15 protein-coding genes and 2 tRNA genes are annotated in these 15,428 nt (G+C 54.3%); 8 read left to right on the top strand and 9 right to left on the bottom strand.

Annotated features, from left to right (window positions below):
• Positions 1 to 35: 35 nt before the first annotated feature.
• The 3 genes from ABLV17_RS21365 to ygeW form a co-directional block, all read right to left on the bottom strand.
• Positions 36 to 1,247 carry a YgeY family selenium metabolism-linked hydrolase gene (locus ABLV17_RS21365; protein WP_015705213.1) on the bottom strand — a complete coding sequence of 404 codons (1,212 nt, stop codon included), beginning with the start codon at positions 1,245 to 1,247 and terminating at the stop codon, positions 36 to 38.
• A 63-nt stretch (positions 1,248 to 1,310) separates the two neighbouring features.
• Positions 1,311 to 2,510, bottom strand: coding sequence for a diaminopropionate ammonia-lyase (dpaL, locus tag ABLV17_RS21370; protein ID WP_087858457.1), 1,200 nt, complete (start codon positions 2,508 to 2,510; stop codon positions 1,311 to 1,313).
• Positions 2,511 to 2,569: 59 nt separating this feature from the next.
• Positions 2,570 to 3,757, bottom strand: a complete 1,188-nt coding sequence (gene ygeW, locus ABLV17_RS21375; protein WP_015366901.1) for a knotted carbamoyltransferase YgeW — start codon at positions 3,755 to 3,757, stop codon at positions 2,570 to 2,572.
• A 485-nt stretch (positions 3,758 to 4,242) separates the two neighbouring features.
• Between ygeW and ABLV17_RS21380 the strand changes: the two genes are divergently transcribed.
• The 4 genes from ABLV17_RS21380 (at position 4,243) to ABLV17_RS21395 (ending at position 9,520) form a co-directional block, all read left to right on the top strand.
• Positions 4,243 to 6,021 (top strand): sigma-54-dependent Fis family transcriptional regulator, encoded by a 1,779-nt coding sequence (locus tag ABLV17_RS21380; RefSeq protein ID WP_087858459.1) that lies wholly within the window; start codon positions 4,243 to 4,245, stop codon positions 6,019 to 6,021.
• Positions 6,022 to 6,301: 280 nt separating this feature from the next.
• On the top strand, positions 6,302 to 7,951 hold the full coding sequence (locus ABLV17_RS21385; protein ID WP_308958300.1) for an OFA family MFS transporter: 1,650 nt from the start codon (positions 6,302 to 6,304) through the stop codon (positions 7,949 to 7,951).
• Positions 7,952 to 8,099: 148 nt separating this feature from the next.
• Positions 8,100 to 8,735: a carbonic anhydrase gene (locus ABLV17_RS21390; protein ID WP_015366898.1), complete on the top strand. Its 636-nt coding sequence runs from the start codon at positions 8,100 to 8,102 to the stop codon at positions 8,733 to 8,735.
• 110 nt (positions 8,736 to 8,845) lie between these two features.
• Positions 8,846 to 9,520, top strand: a complete 675-nt coding sequence (locus tag ABLV17_RS21395) for a carboxymuconolactone decarboxylase family protein (protein ID WP_308958305.1) — start codon at positions 8,846 to 8,848, stop codon at positions 9,518 to 9,520.
• 89 nt (positions 9,521 to 9,609) lie between these two features.
• Here ABLV17_RS21395 and ABLV17_RS21400 read toward each other — a convergent pair whose 3' ends face one another.
• From ABLV17_RS21400 to ABLV17_RS21410, 3 genes are all read right to left on the bottom strand, one after another.
• The gene (locus ABLV17_RS21400) at positions 9,610 to 9,819 is read right to left on the bottom strand and encodes a YdgH/BhsA/McbA-like domain containing protein (RefSeq protein WP_015366896.1); all 210 of its coding nucleotides are present in this window, start codon (positions 9,817 to 9,819) and stop codon (positions 9,610 to 9,612) included.
• 114 nt (positions 9,820 to 9,933) lie between these two features.
• Positions 9,934 to 10,284 carry a hypothetical protein gene (locus tag ABLV17_RS21405; protein WP_032711514.1) on the bottom strand — a complete coding sequence of 117 codons (351 nt, stop codon included), beginning with the start codon at positions 10,282 to 10,284 and terminating at the stop codon, positions 9,934 to 9,936.
• Between the two features lie 21 nt (positions 10,285 to 10,305).
• Complete coding sequence (locus ABLV17_RS21410) at positions 10,306 to 10,992, bottom strand: B3/4 domain-containing protein (protein ID WP_113374664.1); 687 nt, start codon at positions 10,990 to 10,992, stop codon at positions 10,306 to 10,308.
• Between the two features lie 43 nt (positions 10,993 to 11,035).
• Between ABLV17_RS21410 and ABLV17_RS21415 the strand changes: the two genes are divergently transcribed.
• Together ABLV17_RS21415 and ABLV17_RS21420 are read left to right on the top strand one after the other, a co-directional pair.
• Positions 11,036 to 11,638 (top strand): cupin domain-containing protein, encoded by a 603-nt coding sequence (locus tag ABLV17_RS21415; RefSeq protein WP_087858464.1) that lies wholly within the window; start codon positions 11,036 to 11,038, stop codon positions 11,636 to 11,638.
• A 101-nt stretch (positions 11,639 to 11,739) separates the two neighbouring features.
• Positions 11,740 to 12,057, top strand: a complete 318-nt coding sequence (locus ABLV17_RS21420; RefSeq protein WP_113374665.1) for a putative quinol monooxygenase — start codon at positions 11,740 to 11,742, stop codon at positions 12,055 to 12,057.
• A gap of 53 nt (positions 12,058 to 12,110) precedes the next feature.
• Here ABLV17_RS21420 and ABLV17_RS21425 read toward each other — a convergent pair.
• Both ABLV17_RS21425 and ABLV17_RS21430 read right to left on the bottom strand, forming a co-directional pair.
• A tRNA-Val gene (locus ABLV17_RS21425) sits at positions 12,111 to 12,187 on the bottom strand.
• Between the two features lie 3 nt (positions 12,188 to 12,190).
• Positions 12,191 to 12,267, bottom strand: a tRNA-Val gene (locus ABLV17_RS21430).
• 249 nt (positions 12,268 to 12,516) lie between these two features.
• Between ABLV17_RS21430 and ABLV17_RS21435 the strand changes: the two genes are divergently transcribed.
• Positions 12,517 to 13,086, top strand: coding sequence for a TIGR00730 family Rossman fold protein (locus tag ABLV17_RS21435; RefSeq protein ID WP_047058352.1), 570 nt, complete (start codon positions 12,517 to 12,519; stop codon positions 13,084 to 13,086).
• Positions 13,087 to 13,171: 85 nt separating this feature from the next.
• Here the strand turns inward: ABLV17_RS21435 and mdtK are convergent, their stop codons facing one another.
• Positions 13,172 to 14,545: an MdtK family multidrug efflux MATE transporter gene (mdtK, locus tag ABLV17_RS21440; protein WP_087858465.1), complete on the bottom strand. Its 1,374-nt coding sequence runs from the start codon at positions 14,543 to 14,545 to the stop codon at positions 13,172 to 13,174.
• Between the two features lie 230 nt (positions 14,546 to 14,775).
• Between mdtK and ABLV17_RS21445 the strand changes: the two genes are divergently transcribed.
• Complete coding sequence (locus ABLV17_RS21445) at positions 14,776 to 15,411, top strand: riboflavin synthase subunit alpha (RefSeq protein ID WP_087858466.1); 636 nt, start codon at positions 14,776 to 14,778, stop codon at positions 15,409 to 15,411.
• Positions 15,412 to 15,428 lie beyond the last annotated feature (17 nt).

Below are 15,428 nucleotides of genomic sequence, written 5' to 3' on the forward strand. Positions count from 1 at the left end.
CGCCGACGCGCGGCGGGAGGAATAACCGAACGAACTTACTCCGTTGCCAGCCAGCTCAGCGGGATTGCGGCGTACATCGCGGCGCAGGTCACCAGATGCTGTTTCCAGGTTTTTTCATTTGGCGCATGGGCTTCCGGCTCTTTACCCGGACCGAAACCGATAACCGGGATGCCGTGACGGCCCATGATGGAAACGCCGTTGGTGGAGAAGGTCCACTTGTCGACCACCGGCGCTTTACCGAACAGCCCTTCATAAGCGTTGCTGAGCGCGCGCACGGTGAAATGATCCTCTTCCACTTTCCAGGTCGGGAAGTAGCATTCCGTTGGATAAACCAGCCCGGTCCATGACGGACGCTCATAGTTGTACATTGAGACCACGGCACCGGCCTTCTGCACGGCAGGCAGGGCGCGAATTTCATCCAGCGCGCCTTCCCAGGTTTCGCCCCAGGTCAGACGGCGGTCGATAGAGACCGCGCAGCTGTCGGCAACCGCGCAGCGGCTTGGCGAGGTGAAGAAAATTTCTGAAACGGTGAGGGTGCCTTTACCCAGGAACTCATCGTTGCCCAGGTTATGGGAGAGCTCCTGCAGTTCGTTAAGAATTGGACCCATTTTGAAGATGGCATTATCGCCGCGCTCTGGCGCCGAGCCGTGGCAGCTGACCCCCTGGACATCGACACGAATCTCCATACGCCCGCGCTGGCCGCGATAGATTTGGCAATCTGTCGGCTCGGTACTGACCACGAATTCCGGGCGAATGCCGGACTGTTCGATGATGTACTGCCAGCACAGACCGTCGCAATCTTCCTCCTGAACGGTACCGGTCACCAGCAGGGTATATTCATCTTCCAGACCGAGATCTTTGATGATTTTTCCAGCGTAGACCATCGACGCCATCCCGCCTTCCTGGTCAGACGCGCCGCGCCCGCCGATCAGTTCGTCGGTTTCCATTCCCTGATAGGGGTCAAAGGTCCAGTTCTTGATGTTACCGATGCCAACGGTATCGATATGCGCGTCCATGGCGACCAGTCGCGGGCCGTGGCCGATATAGCCCAGCACGTTGCCCATCGGGTCGATCTCGACTTTATCGAAGCCGACTTTTTCCATCTCTTCTTTAATACGATGCACGACGCGTTTTTCGTCACAGCTTTCGCTGGGGATGGCGATCATATCGCGCAGGAAGCGGGTCATATCCTGCTGGTAGTGGTTTGCTTTTTCGACAATCAGTTTGAAAGGAATGTGCTTAGCCATGAATTAACTCTCCGGTCCTGGTTTCCCGCTTCGCGGGATGAATATGTTGAATAAGTTGAACGTTTATTGTGCTGCCGGCAGCTTGCCTTCCCAGACGACCTCGCGGTAATGCTGCACGTCGGTGTCGCCTTCAGTGCTGATGACCAGCACCACGGAGTGAGTATCAAGCCCCAGTTTGTTCATTAGCGCCTGGCGCTCGGGATGGAAGTGGACGGCGGCCAGCGTTCCGAGCCCGACGGCGCCGGATTCCCCGGAGATAACCCGGTGGTCATTGCCGACAGGATTACCGAGTACGCGCATACCGAGGGCGGCCACGGCATCCTGGCAGGAGATAAATTGGGTGGCGCAGTTGCGCAGGATTTCCCAGCCCAGCGGATTAGGTTCGCCGCAGGCCAGTCCTGCCATGATGGTGGCCATGTCGCCGCCGACGTTGACGATGTCGCCTTTTACCCCGGAGCGATAGATGCAGTCCGCCAGTTCAGGTTCCACAATCACCGAGTGCAAATCGCGGGCGCCGAAGACGTCGACCAGATAGCCGAGCACGCCGCCTGCCATCGCGCCGACACCGGCCTGCAGGAAGACGTGGGTAGGGCGAGCAATGCCCATCGCCGCCATCTGTTCTACCGCTTCATCGGCGAGGGTGGCGTAACCTTGCATAATCCAGGTCGGGATTTTGGTGTAACCTTCCCATGCGGTGTCCTGTACCACTTCCCAGCCGTTTTTCTGTGCGGTTTGCATGGTAAAACGCACGGTATCGTCGTAGTTCATATCAGTAACGATACATTCCGCGCCGAGGCGCAAAATGGCATCCACGCGTTCCTGCGCTGACCCTTTCGGCATATACACCACCGCGTTTTGCCCTAGCTGCTGGGCGGCCCAGGCGACGCCGCGCCCGTGGTTGCCATCGGTGGTCGTGGCGAAAGTCATCTTCTCTTTGATGGTGGATTTGAGGGTATCAAACGAGAAAGCGTTAATATCGAGATGGTATTTTTCGCACAACAGTTGAGCGATGGCGTAGGCGCCGCCGAGCATTTTGAAGGCGTTGAGGCCAAAGCGCTGGGATTCATCTTTTACCAGGATGTTCTTTACGCCGAACAGCGTCGCCAGTTCCTTCAGGGCATACAGCGGCGTCGGTTGGTAACCGGCGATTTTTTGATGAAAATGGCGCGCCTGTTGCGCCTGCTGACGAGAGAACAGCGGCGAAGTTTCACCGGTAAAGAAACGGTTGTCGGCAATATCCATTTTCAGCGAAAAAGCAGACATATTCTGTCCTTATCCTTCTTTGGAGTCGGGAAAGCCGGCCCGCAGACCGGCTCGCGAAGTTATTTGATGCGTTTTTGCGCGTCCTGTAGCAGTTGTTCCAGCAACTGACCGGGTTTGGCATATTTGCGACAGAGGATCATGGCGGCGATGATGTATGGCTTCCAGCTGGCCTCTTTATAGGTGGCGATACGGTATTTCTCGAACACCGCTTCGGTGACTTCGCCCTCCTCGCAGGAGACGCCGGTAATATCCGCCGGCAGGCAGTGCATATACAGTGCGTCACCGTCTTTGGTGTGCTTCATCATCTCTTCGGTACAGTGCCAGTCCTTGTGATTGGCGTTCTGGGCGAGACAGGCTTTTTCCAGCGCTTTCAGCCCGTCATGATCGTTGGCGCGCAGTAGCTCGGTGCGCTGTTCCATCACTTTGTATGGCGCCCAGGATTTCGGGTAGACAATATCGGCGTCTTTAAAGGCTTCCGCCATATCGGTGACCTGACGGAAGCTGCCGCCGGAAGCCGCGGCGTTTTTCTTCGCCACTTCGATCACATCCGGGATCAGATCGTAGCCCTCAGGATGGGCGAGGGTGACGTCCATACCGAAGCGGGTCATCAGGCCGATAATCCCCTGCGGAACGGAAAGCGGTTTGCCGTAGCTTGGTGAGTAGGCCCAGGTCATGGCAATTTTTTTACCTTTCAGATTTTCCAGCGAGCCGAAGTGCTCACGCAGCCAGGCCAGGTCGGCCATCGCCTGCGTCGGATGGTCAATGTCGCACTGCAGGTTAATTAATGCCGGGCGCTGCGGCAGTACGCCCTGTTTGTGGCCGTCATCCAGCGCTTCGCCGACTTCACGCATATAGGCGTTGCCGGCGCCGAGATACATATCGTCGCGGATACCGATAGCGTCAGCGCAGAAGGAGATCATATTGGCGGTTTCACGTACCGTTTCACCGTGGGCAATCTGCGACTTGCCTTCGTCGAGGTCCTGCTGCGCCAGGCCGAGCAGGTTTAACGCCGAGGCATAAGAGAAGCGGGTGCGGGTCGAGTTATCGCGAAAGACCGAAATACCCAGTCCGCTGTTAAAAACTTTGGTCGCGATGTTTTCCGCCCGCAACGTTTTCAACGCCGCGGCGACATCCAGTACCTGCTTCAGCTCGTCCGGCGATTGCTCCCACGTCAGCAAAAAGTCTTTTTCATGCAGGTTAGAGTTGAGCTTATTGATATCCTTGATCAGTTCGTTAACAGTTTTCATATTTCGATCCTGGTAGTGAATGACGGCTTATTGATTGCTGTGCAGTCGAAATGACATTGATGTAAGTGGCGACGGCCAGCGCTGTATTACCACTAACAATAAGCGTGCCAGTTATAATTGAGTCGCGGTGGCTGAGCAGAAAAGCCGGAAATTATGCGAGGCGGGTCACGAAAAATGGCTTATAACGCTCACTTGATGGAAATGAAATTCATTTGCCAGTTGTTACGGCAAATTAAATTTGAGCCATCAGACAAGCGTAGATATCGATCTGCGACGATGAGTTTGTCACCAAAATGATAATTTTGACCTGCGGATTATCATATTGAGAGGAAAATGTGATACCTCTTCCATATTTTCTTTAAGCTGTAAAAAAGCGCAGGGTTGGCACCTTTTTTCAGGTCGGCCGGCGGTAGTATGATAAACGCAGAATAAAAAGAGTCGATCTTCAGCATTCTCTTTCGGCTACTGATATTAAAAGGTCAATTATGATTCCCTCCAATTCGCTATCCGTTTTAATGCAGATTCAGCCAACGATTCAACGTTTTGCCCGCATGCTCTCCAGCGTGTTACAACTCGAAGTCGAGATTGTCGACAATACGCTGTGCCGGGTCGCCGGTACCGGCGCCTACGGTAAATTCCTGGGGCGAAAATTAAATACAGATTCGCGACTTTTACGTTACATAATAGAAACAAAAAAAGAAAAGGTCGTAACTCATTCGCGTTTTGATCCCTTGTGTAAAGGTTGTACCAATAAAGAGAACTGTAAAGAGAAGGCATTTCTGGGTACCCCGGTGATTTATCAGGAACAGTGTGTCGGGGTTATTAGTCTGGTCGCCTTAACTCGCGAACAGCAGGAGCGCATTAATGACAACCTCCACGAGTTCTCAGATTATGTACGCCACGTTTCTTCAATATTTGTCTCCCGCCTGTTAGAAGACCAGGGTGGGGGAGACAATATGCTTAAAATGTTTTCCACCATGATTGAAAACATGGATCAGGGCGTGCTGGTGGTTAGCCAGGATCAAAAAGTTAAATTTGCCAATCAGGCGGCGATGAAAATCCTTGGCGCGAATCACGGCAGTATGATTGGCAAAACTATTCATTTTCGTCCGCTGACTTTTGCGCAAAATTTTATTCGCGGCCATGTTCAGCACGTGATTTCATTTGATGATAAGAAAGAACTGATTATCGGTCAGCTGCACGCTATTCAGGATCAATGGCTGTTCTTAATGGCCTTCCACCAGTCGCATTCGTCAGCCGATCTGGCGCCACCGCAGGATGGCCCGCAGATTGAACAGATGGTTGGCGAATGTCGGCCAATGCGTCAGCTGAAAAAACTGATTACCCGCGTGGCGCCAAGCCCGTCGAGCGTGATGATCGTCGGTGAAAGTGGGACCGGCAAAGAGGTGGTCGCTCGCGCGGTGCATAAGCTGAGCGACCGACAGGCGAAGCCTTTCATCGCGATCAACTGCGCGGCCATCCCCGAGCAGCTACTGGAGAGCGAGCTCTTTGGCTATGTCAAAGGCGCATTTACCGGGGCCTCGGCCAACGGTAAGACCGGTCTGATTCAGGCGGCTAATCACGGCACGCTGTTTCTTGATGAAATCGGCGATATGCCATTAACCCTGCAGGCCAAGCTGCTGCGGGCGATTGAATCGCGCGAAATTCAACCGGTGGGCGCCAGCCACCCTGTCCCGGTCGATATCCGCATTATTTCGGCCACCAACCAGAACCTTGAGCAGTTCATTGCCGAAGGGAAATTCCGCGAGGATCTGTTCTATCGTCTTAATGTCATCCCGCTGCGCCTGCCGCCGCTGCGCGAGCGTCAGGATGATATCGAATTGCTGATTCACTATTTCCTGCATCTGCACACCCGTCGGCTGGAGCTGGTCTATCCCGGCGTGTCCCCGGAAGTCATCGCCTTACTGAAGAACTACCGCTGGCCGGGCAATATTCGCGAGCTGAGTAACCTGATGGAGTATCTGGTTAACGTGGTTCCCTCCGGCGAGGTGATTGATCTTTCTCTGCTGCCGCCAAATCTTATCAGCAGCGGCAAAGTCACCGAGCGGGAAAGCACCCGGGCAGCGCCAGCCAGCGTTGCGAAAGAAGAAGAGGGGGGAACGGCGCTGGAGGAGATGGAAAAACAGATGATCCGCGACGCCCTGACGCGCTATAGCAATAAAAAGCAGGCCGCCGATGAGCTCGGGATCGGCATTGCGACGCTGTATCGCAAAATCAAAAAGTATGAGCTGGTCGGGGTTTGATAAGCCGTATCACTCTGAGAGCAACGTTTATCAAAATCGCCGATCGTTATTGATCTGGCAACGAAAATGCCCTTATACGCGGAAAAGAGAAAATCACTACCGCTGATTTTCTCTTTTTTTACGCCTTTGAACTTCATCTCGTTAGTCCTTATCCGCTCTGCTTGCTCGCTTCAGTCACCATTTTCTGTTCGTTTTTTCAGCGGCTGGCATTGTTCTTGCCTTTACCGTTTGCCATCGGCTGCTGCGATAGCCGGCAAACAAACATGATAAGGACAGGAACATGGTGCAGATAAATGAGAATCTCGCGACTCCGCCCGTTTCATCGTTGAGTCGTTTTTTTGCTAAGCCCCGCATTATTGCTAAACCTGGATTTAACCGCTGGCTGGTCCCACCCGCCGCGCTGGCGGTGCATTTGTGCATTGGTATGGCCTACGGCTTTTCCGTCTATTGGCTGCCAATGTCGCAGCTGATCGGCGGCAGCGCGCCGCTGCAGTGTCCGGTCGATATGTCGTTCTGGCAGCAACTGGTTACCCGCCAGTGCGACTGGAAAATTTCCCTGCTCGGCTGGACCTATACGCTATTCTTCGTTTTTCTCGGCTGCTCCGCGGCGCTCTGGGGAAGCTGGCTGGAGAAGGTTGGCCCGCGTCTGGTGAGTTTTGTCGCCACCCTCTGCTGGTGCGGCGGCCTGCTGCTGGCGACCGCGGCAATCTATTTTCATCAGCTGTGGCTACTGTGGTTGGGCGCCGGCGTGATTGGCGGCATTGGCCTGGGGCTTGGCTATATCTCGCCGGTCTCAACGCTGTTGCGCTGGTTCCCTGATAAGCGAGGGATGGCCGCGGGAATGGCGATCATGGGCTTCGGCGGCGGGGCGCTGGTGGGAGCGCCGCTGGCGAATTGGCTGATCAATTTTTTCGCCGATGGTCAGGAAAGTGGGGTATGGCAAAGCATCCTGGCGCTGGCGGCGATTTATGCGCTGTTCATGCTCTGCGGCACTTTTGGTTACCGTCTGCCGCCAATGGGCTGGCATCCGCGCGGCGCGAAGGCGCAGCAAGCCATCAGCAAACAGCCAACCATTCAGGTTCACGTCAGCGTCGCGTGGCGTACCCCGCAATTCTGGCTGCTGTGGCTTGTGCTGTGGCTCAACGTTACCGCCGGGATTGGCATTCTCGGCATGGCCTCGCCGATGCTGCAGGAGATTTTTGCCGGAAAGCTACTATCCCTGGATCTGGGCTGGCAGGAACTCAATGCAGAACAACTGAAGCGCATCGCGACAATGGCGGCGGGATTTACCGGCCTGCTCAGCCTGTTTAATATTCTGGGGCGCTTTTTCTGGGCTTCTGTTTCCGATATGTGCGGCAGGAAAGCCACCTTCGCGCTGATCTTCTTTCTGGGAACCCTCCTTTACGGCACACTGCCGTTGATTAACCACGGCGGCTACGTGGCGTTTTTTGTCTGTGCGCTCTGCGTGATTATCTCTATGTACGGCGGCGGTTTCGCGACCATCCCGGCATATCTTGCCGATGTATTTGGCTCACAAATGGTTGGCGCGATCCATGGTCGTCTGCTGACTGCCTGGTCGGCGGCCGGGATCAGCGGCCCGGTGCTGGTCAACTATTTGCGCGAGTACCAGCTGGCGCAAGGCGTGGAACCCGCGAGAATTTATGACATCACGCTGCTGGCGTTGACCGGGTTGCTTATCATCGGCTTTATTTGTAATCAGCTGGTTCGGCCGATTCCGCAGAAATATGCCATGACCGCGGAGCAACAGCAGCAGGCGAGGGGGCTGTATACTATCAATAAAGACGCGCAGCTGAGCTGGGAACCGACGCCCGCGCCGCTGCTGCTGACGCTAAGCTGGCTAGCCGTCGGTATACCTTTGCTGTGGGGAATGGGCACCACCTTGCAACAAGCGGTGAAGTTCTTTATGTAGACCCACAGAGGCAAGCACCCAACGGGCAGGTTGGGTGCTTATTGCACAGCTATTATCAATTACGATTCCCATTCTGCGCTTCGGTGATACACTAGCTAAATGTGATCTTTGTCATATCGTAATTACTACAGAGAAAAGAGACACTGCTATGCAACATATCATTGAGGGCTTCCTCAACTTCCAGAAAGAGATTTTCCCGCAACGCAAAGAGCTCTTCCGCAGCCTGGCGTCGAGCCAAAACCCAAAAGCGTTGTTCATCTCTTGTTCTGATAGCCGCCTGGTCCCGGAGCTGGTTACCCAGCAGGAGCCAGGGCAGCTGTTCGTTATTCGTAATGCCGGTAATATTGTTCCCTCTTTCGGGCCGGAGCCGGGCGGCGTGTCTGCAACTATTGAATATGCCGTTGTCGCCCTCGGTGTGACGGATATCGTTATTTGCGGTCACTCCAACTGCGGCGCGATGAAAGCCATCGCCACCTGCCAGTGTCTGGAACCAATGCCTGCCGTTTCCCACTGGTTACGCTACTCCGACGCGGCGAAAGCGGTGGTAGAGAAGAAAACCTGGGCCAGCGAAACCGATAAAGTGAACGGTATGGTGCAGGAAAACGTTATTGCTCAGTTGAACAACATTAAAACGCATCCGTCGGTTGCGGTTGGCCTGCGCGACAAAACCCTGCGTCTGCACGGCTGGTTCTATGATATTGAAAGCGGCGATATTCGCGCGCTGGATAAAGACACCAAAACCTTCGTCTCACTGTCGGAAAACCCGGAAGTCTACTTCGAATAATATCCCCCAGGGCAAGGAAGCCCTGTGCATCGTTATAAATAATTCATGAACCCATCTCATAGGTCTGTTCGTTATTGCCTGGCTAATCAACCCCCTGCCAACTTTCTATAATCTTTTTCTCCTGTCGATACTTTCCGTTTGGAGAACAAACGATGCAAAACCCATTGAACGCGCGCCAACAGGCGCTGATCCCGGTTGCCGCCCTGGCCGCTGAAGGCAATATCGAGTCGCTGGGCCCGGCGCTGGAGACCGCGCTGGATACGGGCCTGACAATAAATGAATTAAAAGAGACGCTGGTGCAGCTGTACGCCTACTGCGGCTTTCCGCGTAGCCTGAATGCGCTCTCCTGCCTGATGAGGGTGATAACCGAGCGTCAGGCGCGAGGCGTTATTGATAACGAGGGTGCGACAGCGGCCCCGTTACCGGAGAACTGGGATAGCCTGCAGGCCGGTAGCCGTAATCAGACACAACTGGTAGGGCAGACGGTCAGCGGGCCGCTATTTGATTTTGCGCCAGCCATCGACTGCTATCTGAAGGCGCATCTGTTTGGCGATATCTTCCAGCGTGACGTCCTGGATTGGCCGACGCGCGAGCTGGCGACGATCTCAATGCTGGCCGCACTAACAGGCGTGGAAAGCCAGCTGAAGAGCCATTACGCGATTAGCCTGCACAACGGGCTGACGGCGCAGCAGCTGCGTGGATTTATTGACGTGCTGGCGACAAAAGTCAGCGCCGAAATAGCGGAAAAGGCCTCGGCGGTACTGGAGCAAGTGGCAGGTAGTTGAAGCATCGGGGGAGAGGACAACGACATTGTCTTCGCTGAAAAGCAGCGCGGCGCGCCAGAGATAAAGCCTGGCGCGTCACACTCGCACTATTATTTGCTCAGTTCCGCAGTCATATAGACGCGGTTATTGAACTGGGCGCTGGTAATCTTATAAGACGCGCCTTGCTCGGCAGCCTGGGCGGCAATTTTCGCTTCCGCACGGTCGAGGGTTGAAGCGGTTGCCGTCACGCTCTGGGCAAAAGCACCGAATGACATCAGGGATAGCACGGTAACTGCAGCAAAAGTTTTGATGGATTTCATGGTCATATTCCTTAAATATTTTGTTTGGTGAGGAGCGCTGTTGCTCCGATGTGATAAGAATAGAACCAATGATGATTGTTTAAAATCGAAACAATTTGCCTATCTTGTTCAAAATCACTGATGTTGTGCTTGATAGCGTAGTGGATACTCCGCAAGCGGATGGGGCAGGTTCATATTGTGGCTGCCCTCAATCTCGGCAACGATGGTTTGATAACCGGCGATCCAGCGTTGCCCCTGAGCTTTGGCCTGCTGGTGTTGCAGATGGTTCATCATCATTTCCATAGACTGTCGGTCGCGCCAGTAGTAGTTGTTGATGATTCGGCCGCTGGCAGCATCATGATAGCTCTCCATACCGATAAATCCCTCCAGCGACTGGGTATAGCGCTCGATCTCGCCGTCCAGTTGATAAAAGTCATCGTCGTACTCTTTCTTCTCAAAGATAAAACTGGTTAAAAATAGTGACATTACCTGCTCCTGTGTCTGACTTTATAGGCTGATTAGCGTGGACTGGTGGCTCAAACCGGGCATCATCTGCTCCAGCCCCCCGGTAAGCATGCGGCCGGCCTCATGCAGCGCTTCGAGCGGCATCTCTGGCAGGCTTTCCAGAATAAACCACATCTGCGGGTCGCGAGCGCTCAGGCGGGTACGAACTCCCTGTCGCCAGTTCCAGCGGCGGCAGGTCACGCCGCGATCGTCACGCCAAATGACCTCTCCCGGTTCCGGTGATTCAACGGCGGCTAAGCCTTCCTTCATCGTATCAAAGGGCTCAGAGCCGTCGGCGATGACCAGACGCGGCGCGCCGCAATAGGCGGCGATGTTCTCGCCGCCGACTGGAACGGCATACCGCAGGCTGACGGCATTGTAGAGGTCAACGACCGGGTCAATTGCCGGCATGTCGCCATCGCGAAGTACGCGTTTACGCAACGCCTCTGCGGAACAGGGCGTGCGTTTCGGTTTAGCGCCAAACGCTTTGAATACGGTAGACCATGCCGCGAGATGGTCCTCCGCCCATGCGGGATCTCCGGCTAATACCGCCTGACAGGCTGTCGCCAGTGCGGCTTCACCGATAGAAGCATCACGTAGCGGCGCAGCGTTGACGGTAATACTCAGCGCCCGAAACCCTGGGGCGATCGCGGCTAACTGTGGGCTAATTGACGGTAATGGGTGAGACATTGCATAATCCTGTAATGACTGATTTAGAGCATAATATCGATCGATGAACGATAAAGTCAATATAACGACCGATAACAGCAACGATCTAAGCCGCATTAATGAGGCAGTATCGCGGCGTATTAAGCAGTTTCGACGCGAAAAGAAGATCTCTCTCGACGAGCTTTCCCGTCGCGCCGGCGTCAGTAAAGGGATGCTGGTGGATATCGAAGGATGTAGGGCGAATCCCAGTATCGCGCTGTTGTGCAAAATCGCTGCGGCGATGGGGGTATCGGTGGCGGAGTTTGTCAACGTTGCGAGTGAGCCGATGGTTCATCTTATCGACCGTGATGCAATTCCGGTATTATGGCGCGGCGAGCAGGGCGGCAGTGCCAGGCTGCTGGCCGGCACCAGCGGACCGGATATGCTTGAACTCTGGCAGTGGCGGATGTTGCCTGGCGAATCGTTCCGTTCGCCGGGGCATCCGGCCGACACCTACGAACTGCTATACGTGACCGAGGGAGAACTCACCCTGACGGTGAATAATGACCCATATCAGGTGGCTGAAGGGTGTTCTGCGGTAGCACGTACCGATGTACCACATGAATATTGTAATTTCAGTCAGTTGCCCGTCGTCTTTACCATGACGGTGTATGAGAAAGGGCGCTGACGCGGACTCTGGCGTAATTCTGGCTTCACCACTACGCTGAATAATTCACGCCCTGGATAGATATAGCCTCCAGGGGAATACGGTGAGCCAGAGGAAACCTTATGAGTGAAGTCAAAATTGTTGCCACGCTAACTCCCCATCCTGAATATATCGATACCATCAGAGAGGCGGCATTAGCCATGGTGCCGCCGACGCACAGAGAAGCAGGGTGCCTGCAATATGACCTGCACGAAAGCCGGGAGATCCTTGATGTCAGACAGCTTTCCCGGCAAGGAAAGATCTCATTTGTGTTTATTGAGCGTTGGCGTTCGGAAGACGATCTGAAACAGCACGTTGCGATGCCCTATCATGACGATTTTCTGGCGATACTGGAGGGTAAACTGGAGAGTATTCAGGTGCAGCGGCTAATGGCGTTATAGATAAAAGCAAGAGGAAATAGGAGAAGTGCGCACCAAATCAATAATGATTGAAATGGTGCGTCCGAGTGGACTCGAACCACCGACCCCCACCATGTCAAGGTGGTGCTCTAACCAACTGAGCTACGGACGCAAATGGTGCGTTTAATTGGACTCGAACCAACGACCCCCACCATGTCAAGGTGGTGCTCTAACCAACTGAGCTATGAACGCAATGTTGTGGTGACAACGGGGACGCATATTAACGGCAGGGAGGCCGTGTGGCAAGAGGCAAACGTCACTTTTCTTGCAGAATAGACGCGTTTGCAGAACTTTTATCCATGTCGCCCATATTTTACTGATGATAAAGGATATTTCTTCAACAATCTCCTGCTCCGTTGCGTTTTTCTGCCCGGATTGGCAGGGGAGACGCTCACCGACTTTGTGCTAGAGTGTGCGGCAAATAAACGACGGAGCGCAGTAATGAAAGCAATTGGCATTTTTTGTGGTTCTTCTACCGGGGAAAACCCGATTTATCAGGTTTACGCGCAACAGGTTGGCAAGGCGCTGGCGCAAGCCGGGGTGGAGCTCGTATATGGCGGCGGTAAAGTAGGACTCATGGGCGCCGTGGCAGACGCCGCATTAGAACACGGCGGGCGGGTCATTGGCGTAATGCCGCGCGGGCTGGTGGAGCGTGAAATTGCGCATAGCGGATTAAGCGAGCTGCATGTCGTTGAGAATATGCATGAGCGCAAAAACAAAATGTCGCTGCTGGCTGACGGCTTCATAGCCATGCCGGGCGGAGCCGGAACGCTGGAAGAGATTTTTGAACAGTGGACCTGGGCGCAGCTTGGTATTCATGAAAAACCCTGCGCATTTCTGAACGTGAACGGCTATTACAATCCACTGCAGGCAATGGCGGAAAAAATGGCCGCCGAAGGGTTTATGCACCGTCGCTATGCTGAGATGCTGACTTTTAGCGATGATGTACAGGAGATTTTAACCGCATTCCATCGCTATACGCCGCCGCAGCGCAAATGGCTTGAGAAGTAGCGCTATTTTTTAGTCGGTTTATTATTTAACGCCAAAAAAAGGGCAAACCGTTTCAACGGCTTGCCCTTTTCTTTAGCGTTTCTGGTTAGCGCGCGGCGCGCTGCAGGATCACGCTTGACGGCTGACGCTGCAGGAAGCGCATGCGCAGCATCATCATGATGGCAGCGGAGGTCAGGCCGATGATAAATCCGCACCAGAATCCCGCAGGCCCCATCCGCGGCACCACAATATCGGTCAGCGCCAGCAGATAACCGCTTGGCAGGCCTAGCACCCAGTAAGCGGTAAAGGTAATAAAGAAGATCGACCGCGTATCTTTATAACCGCGCAGAATACCGCTGCCGATCACCTGGATGGAGTCGGAAATCTGATAAATCGCCGCCAGCAGCATCAGCTGTGAGGCCAGTAACACGACCTCCGGGTTATCGTTGTAAAGCAGGGCAATCTGCTTACGCATCAGGATCGTGAAAATCGCGGTGATCATCGCCATGCAGACGCCCACGCCGACGCCGGTACGCGCTGAAGTCTGGGCATCCAGCGTCGAGCCCTGGCCGAGGCGAAAGCCAACGCGGATGGTCACCGCCGCCGCCAGTGAGAGTGGCAGAACGAACATCAGCGAACTGAAGTTAAGGGCGATTTGATGCCCTGCGACATCGATAATCCCCAATGGCGAAACCAGCAGCGCCACAACCGCGAACAGCGTGACTTCAAAAAACAGCGCCAGCGCGATCGGCAGGCCTAACTGTACCAGCCGTTTTAATACCGAAAAATCAGGTTTACTGAAACGCTCAGCGCAGCGGATATCGCGCATTGAGCGCGCGCGGCGCACCCAGGCCAGCATGCTGGCAAACATGACCCAGTAGACCGAGGCGGTCGCGACGCCGCAGCCGATGCCGCCAAGTTCCGGCATACCGAAATGACCATAGATAAAAATGTAGTTCACTGGAATGTTGACCAGCAGGCCGATAAACCCCATCACCATTCCGGGCTTGGTTTTTGCCAGCCCTTCGCACTGGTTACGTGCGACCTGGAAGAACAGATAGCCCGGCGCACCCCATAGCAGAGCACGCAGATACCCCACCGCTTTGTCGGCAAGCTGTGGGTCGATGTTGTGCATCGAGCTGATGATATAGCCTGCGTTCCACAGCACCACCATTACCAGTACGGAGACAAAGCCCGCCAGCCAAAAACCCTGGCGTACCTGCTGGGCGATGCGATCGCGGCGACCGGAACCATTAAGTTGGGCGATAACCGGCGTTAACGCCAGCAGCAGACCGTGGCCAAACAGGATGGCAGGTAGCCAGATCGAGGTGCCGATAGCCACGGCGGCCATATCGGTTGCGCTATAGCCGCCGGCCATCACCGTATCGACAAAACCCATCGCCGTCTGGGCGACCTGCGCCAGAATGACCGGGATAGCCAATGCTAATAACTGACGCGCTTCTATAAAGTACTTCTGCACGTGAACACCTTTATATTGTTGTTATTTTGAGACTAAAAAAGCCGCCTTAAATGGCAGCAAGAAGAAAATACAGGAGGAATTTCCAGTCTATTGTAGCGAGGATTAGCCATTAAGCCAGTGAAAAAATGGTGGGGGCACGATGCGCGCTGGCAACCTGTTTGGTCAACTGTTATTGTTCCGCGTATATATAACGGTAATGATACCGTCACGATTCTCAACAGGAGCAAAGTATGTTTACTGGTATTGTACAGGGGACTGCGAAAGTGGTGTCCATCGATGAGAAACCGAATTTCCGCACCCACGTGGTGGAGCTGCCGGCGCATATGCTCGACGGCCTGGAGACCGGTGCTTCGGTGGCGCACAATGGCTGTTGCCTGACCGTTACCGAAATTGACGGCCCGCGAATCAGCTTTGATTTGATGAAAGAGACGCTGCGTATCACTAATCTTGGCGCTATCCATGAAGGTGATATGGTCAACGTCGAGCGAGCGGCGAAATTCAGTGATGAAATTGGCGGTCATTTGATGTCGGGCCATATTATGACCACCGCCGAGGTCGTTAAAATCCTCACCTCGGAAAACAATCGCCAGATTTGGTTTAAGGTGCAGGACCCGGCGTTGATGAAATATATCCTGTATAAAGGGTTCATTGGCGTCGACGGTATTAGCCTGACGGTTGGCGAAGTGACCCCGACTCGTTTCTGCGTGCACCTGATTCCGGAAACGCTGCAGCGCACGACGCTTGGCGTGAAAAAACTCGGCGATAAAGTGAATATCGAAATCGATCCGCAGACTCAGGCGGTGGTGGATACCGTGGAGCGCGTGCTGGCGGCAAAAGAAGCGGCGCAAAAAACCGCCGAGGAATAATTAAAAAAGCCCCCGTA

Source organism: Klebsiella sp. CN_Kp091, assembly GCF_040065095.1.
GTDB classification, from domain to species: domain Bacteria; phylum Pseudomonadota; class Gammaproteobacteria; order Enterobacterales; family Enterobacteriaceae; genus Klebsiella; species Klebsiella aerogenes.

Coding starts and splice junctions, on each gene's coding strand:
- dpaL (WP_087858457.1), bottom strand. CDS start 2,510: ATGTCTGCTTTTTCGCTGAAAATGGATATTGCCGACAACCGTTTCTTT.
- ABLV17_RS21380 (WP_087858459.1), top strand. CDS start 4,243: ATGATTCCCTCCAATTCGCTATCCGTTTTAATGCAGATTCAGCCAACG.
- ABLV17_RS21445 (WP_087858466.1), top strand. CDS start 14,776: ATGTTTACTGGTATTGTACAGGGGACTGCGAAAGTGGTGTCCATCGAT.
- ABLV17_RS21415 (WP_087858464.1), top strand. CDS start 11,036: ATGAACGATAAAGTCAATATAACGACCGATAACAGCAACGATCTAAGC.
- ABLV17_RS21385 (WP_308958300.1), top strand. CDS start 6,302: ATGGTGCAGATAAATGAGAATCTCGCGACTCCGCCCGTTTCATCGTTG.
- ABLV17_RS21390 (WP_015366898.1), top strand. CDS start 8,100: ATGCAACATATCATTGAGGGCTTCCTCAACTTCCAGAAAGAGATTTTC.
- ABLV17_RS21410 (WP_113374664.1), bottom strand. CDS start 10,992: ATGTCTCACCCATTACCGTCAATTAGCCCACAGTTAGCCGCGATCGCC.
- ABLV17_RS21405 (WP_032711514.1), bottom strand. CDS start 10,284: ATGTCACTATTTTTAACCAGTTTTATCTTTGAGAAGAAAGAGTACGAC.
- ABLV17_RS21420 (WP_113374665.1), top strand. CDS start 11,740: ATGAGTGAAGTCAAAATTGTTGCCACGCTAACTCCCCATCCTGAATAT.
- ABLV17_RS21365 (WP_015705213.1), bottom strand. CDS start 1,247: ATGGCTAAGCACATTCCTTTCAAACTGATTGTCGAAAAAGCAAACCAC.
- ABLV17_RS21435 (WP_047058352.1), top strand. CDS start 12,517: ATGAAAGCAATTGGCATTTTTTGTGGTTCTTCTACCGGGGAAAACCCG.
- ygeW (WP_015366901.1), bottom strand. CDS start 3,757: ATGAAAACTGTTAACGAACTGATCAAGGATATCAATAAGCTCAACTCT.
- ABLV17_RS21400 (WP_015366896.1), bottom strand. CDS start 9,819: ATGAAATCCATCAAAACTTTTGCTGCAGTTACCGTGCTATCCCTGATG.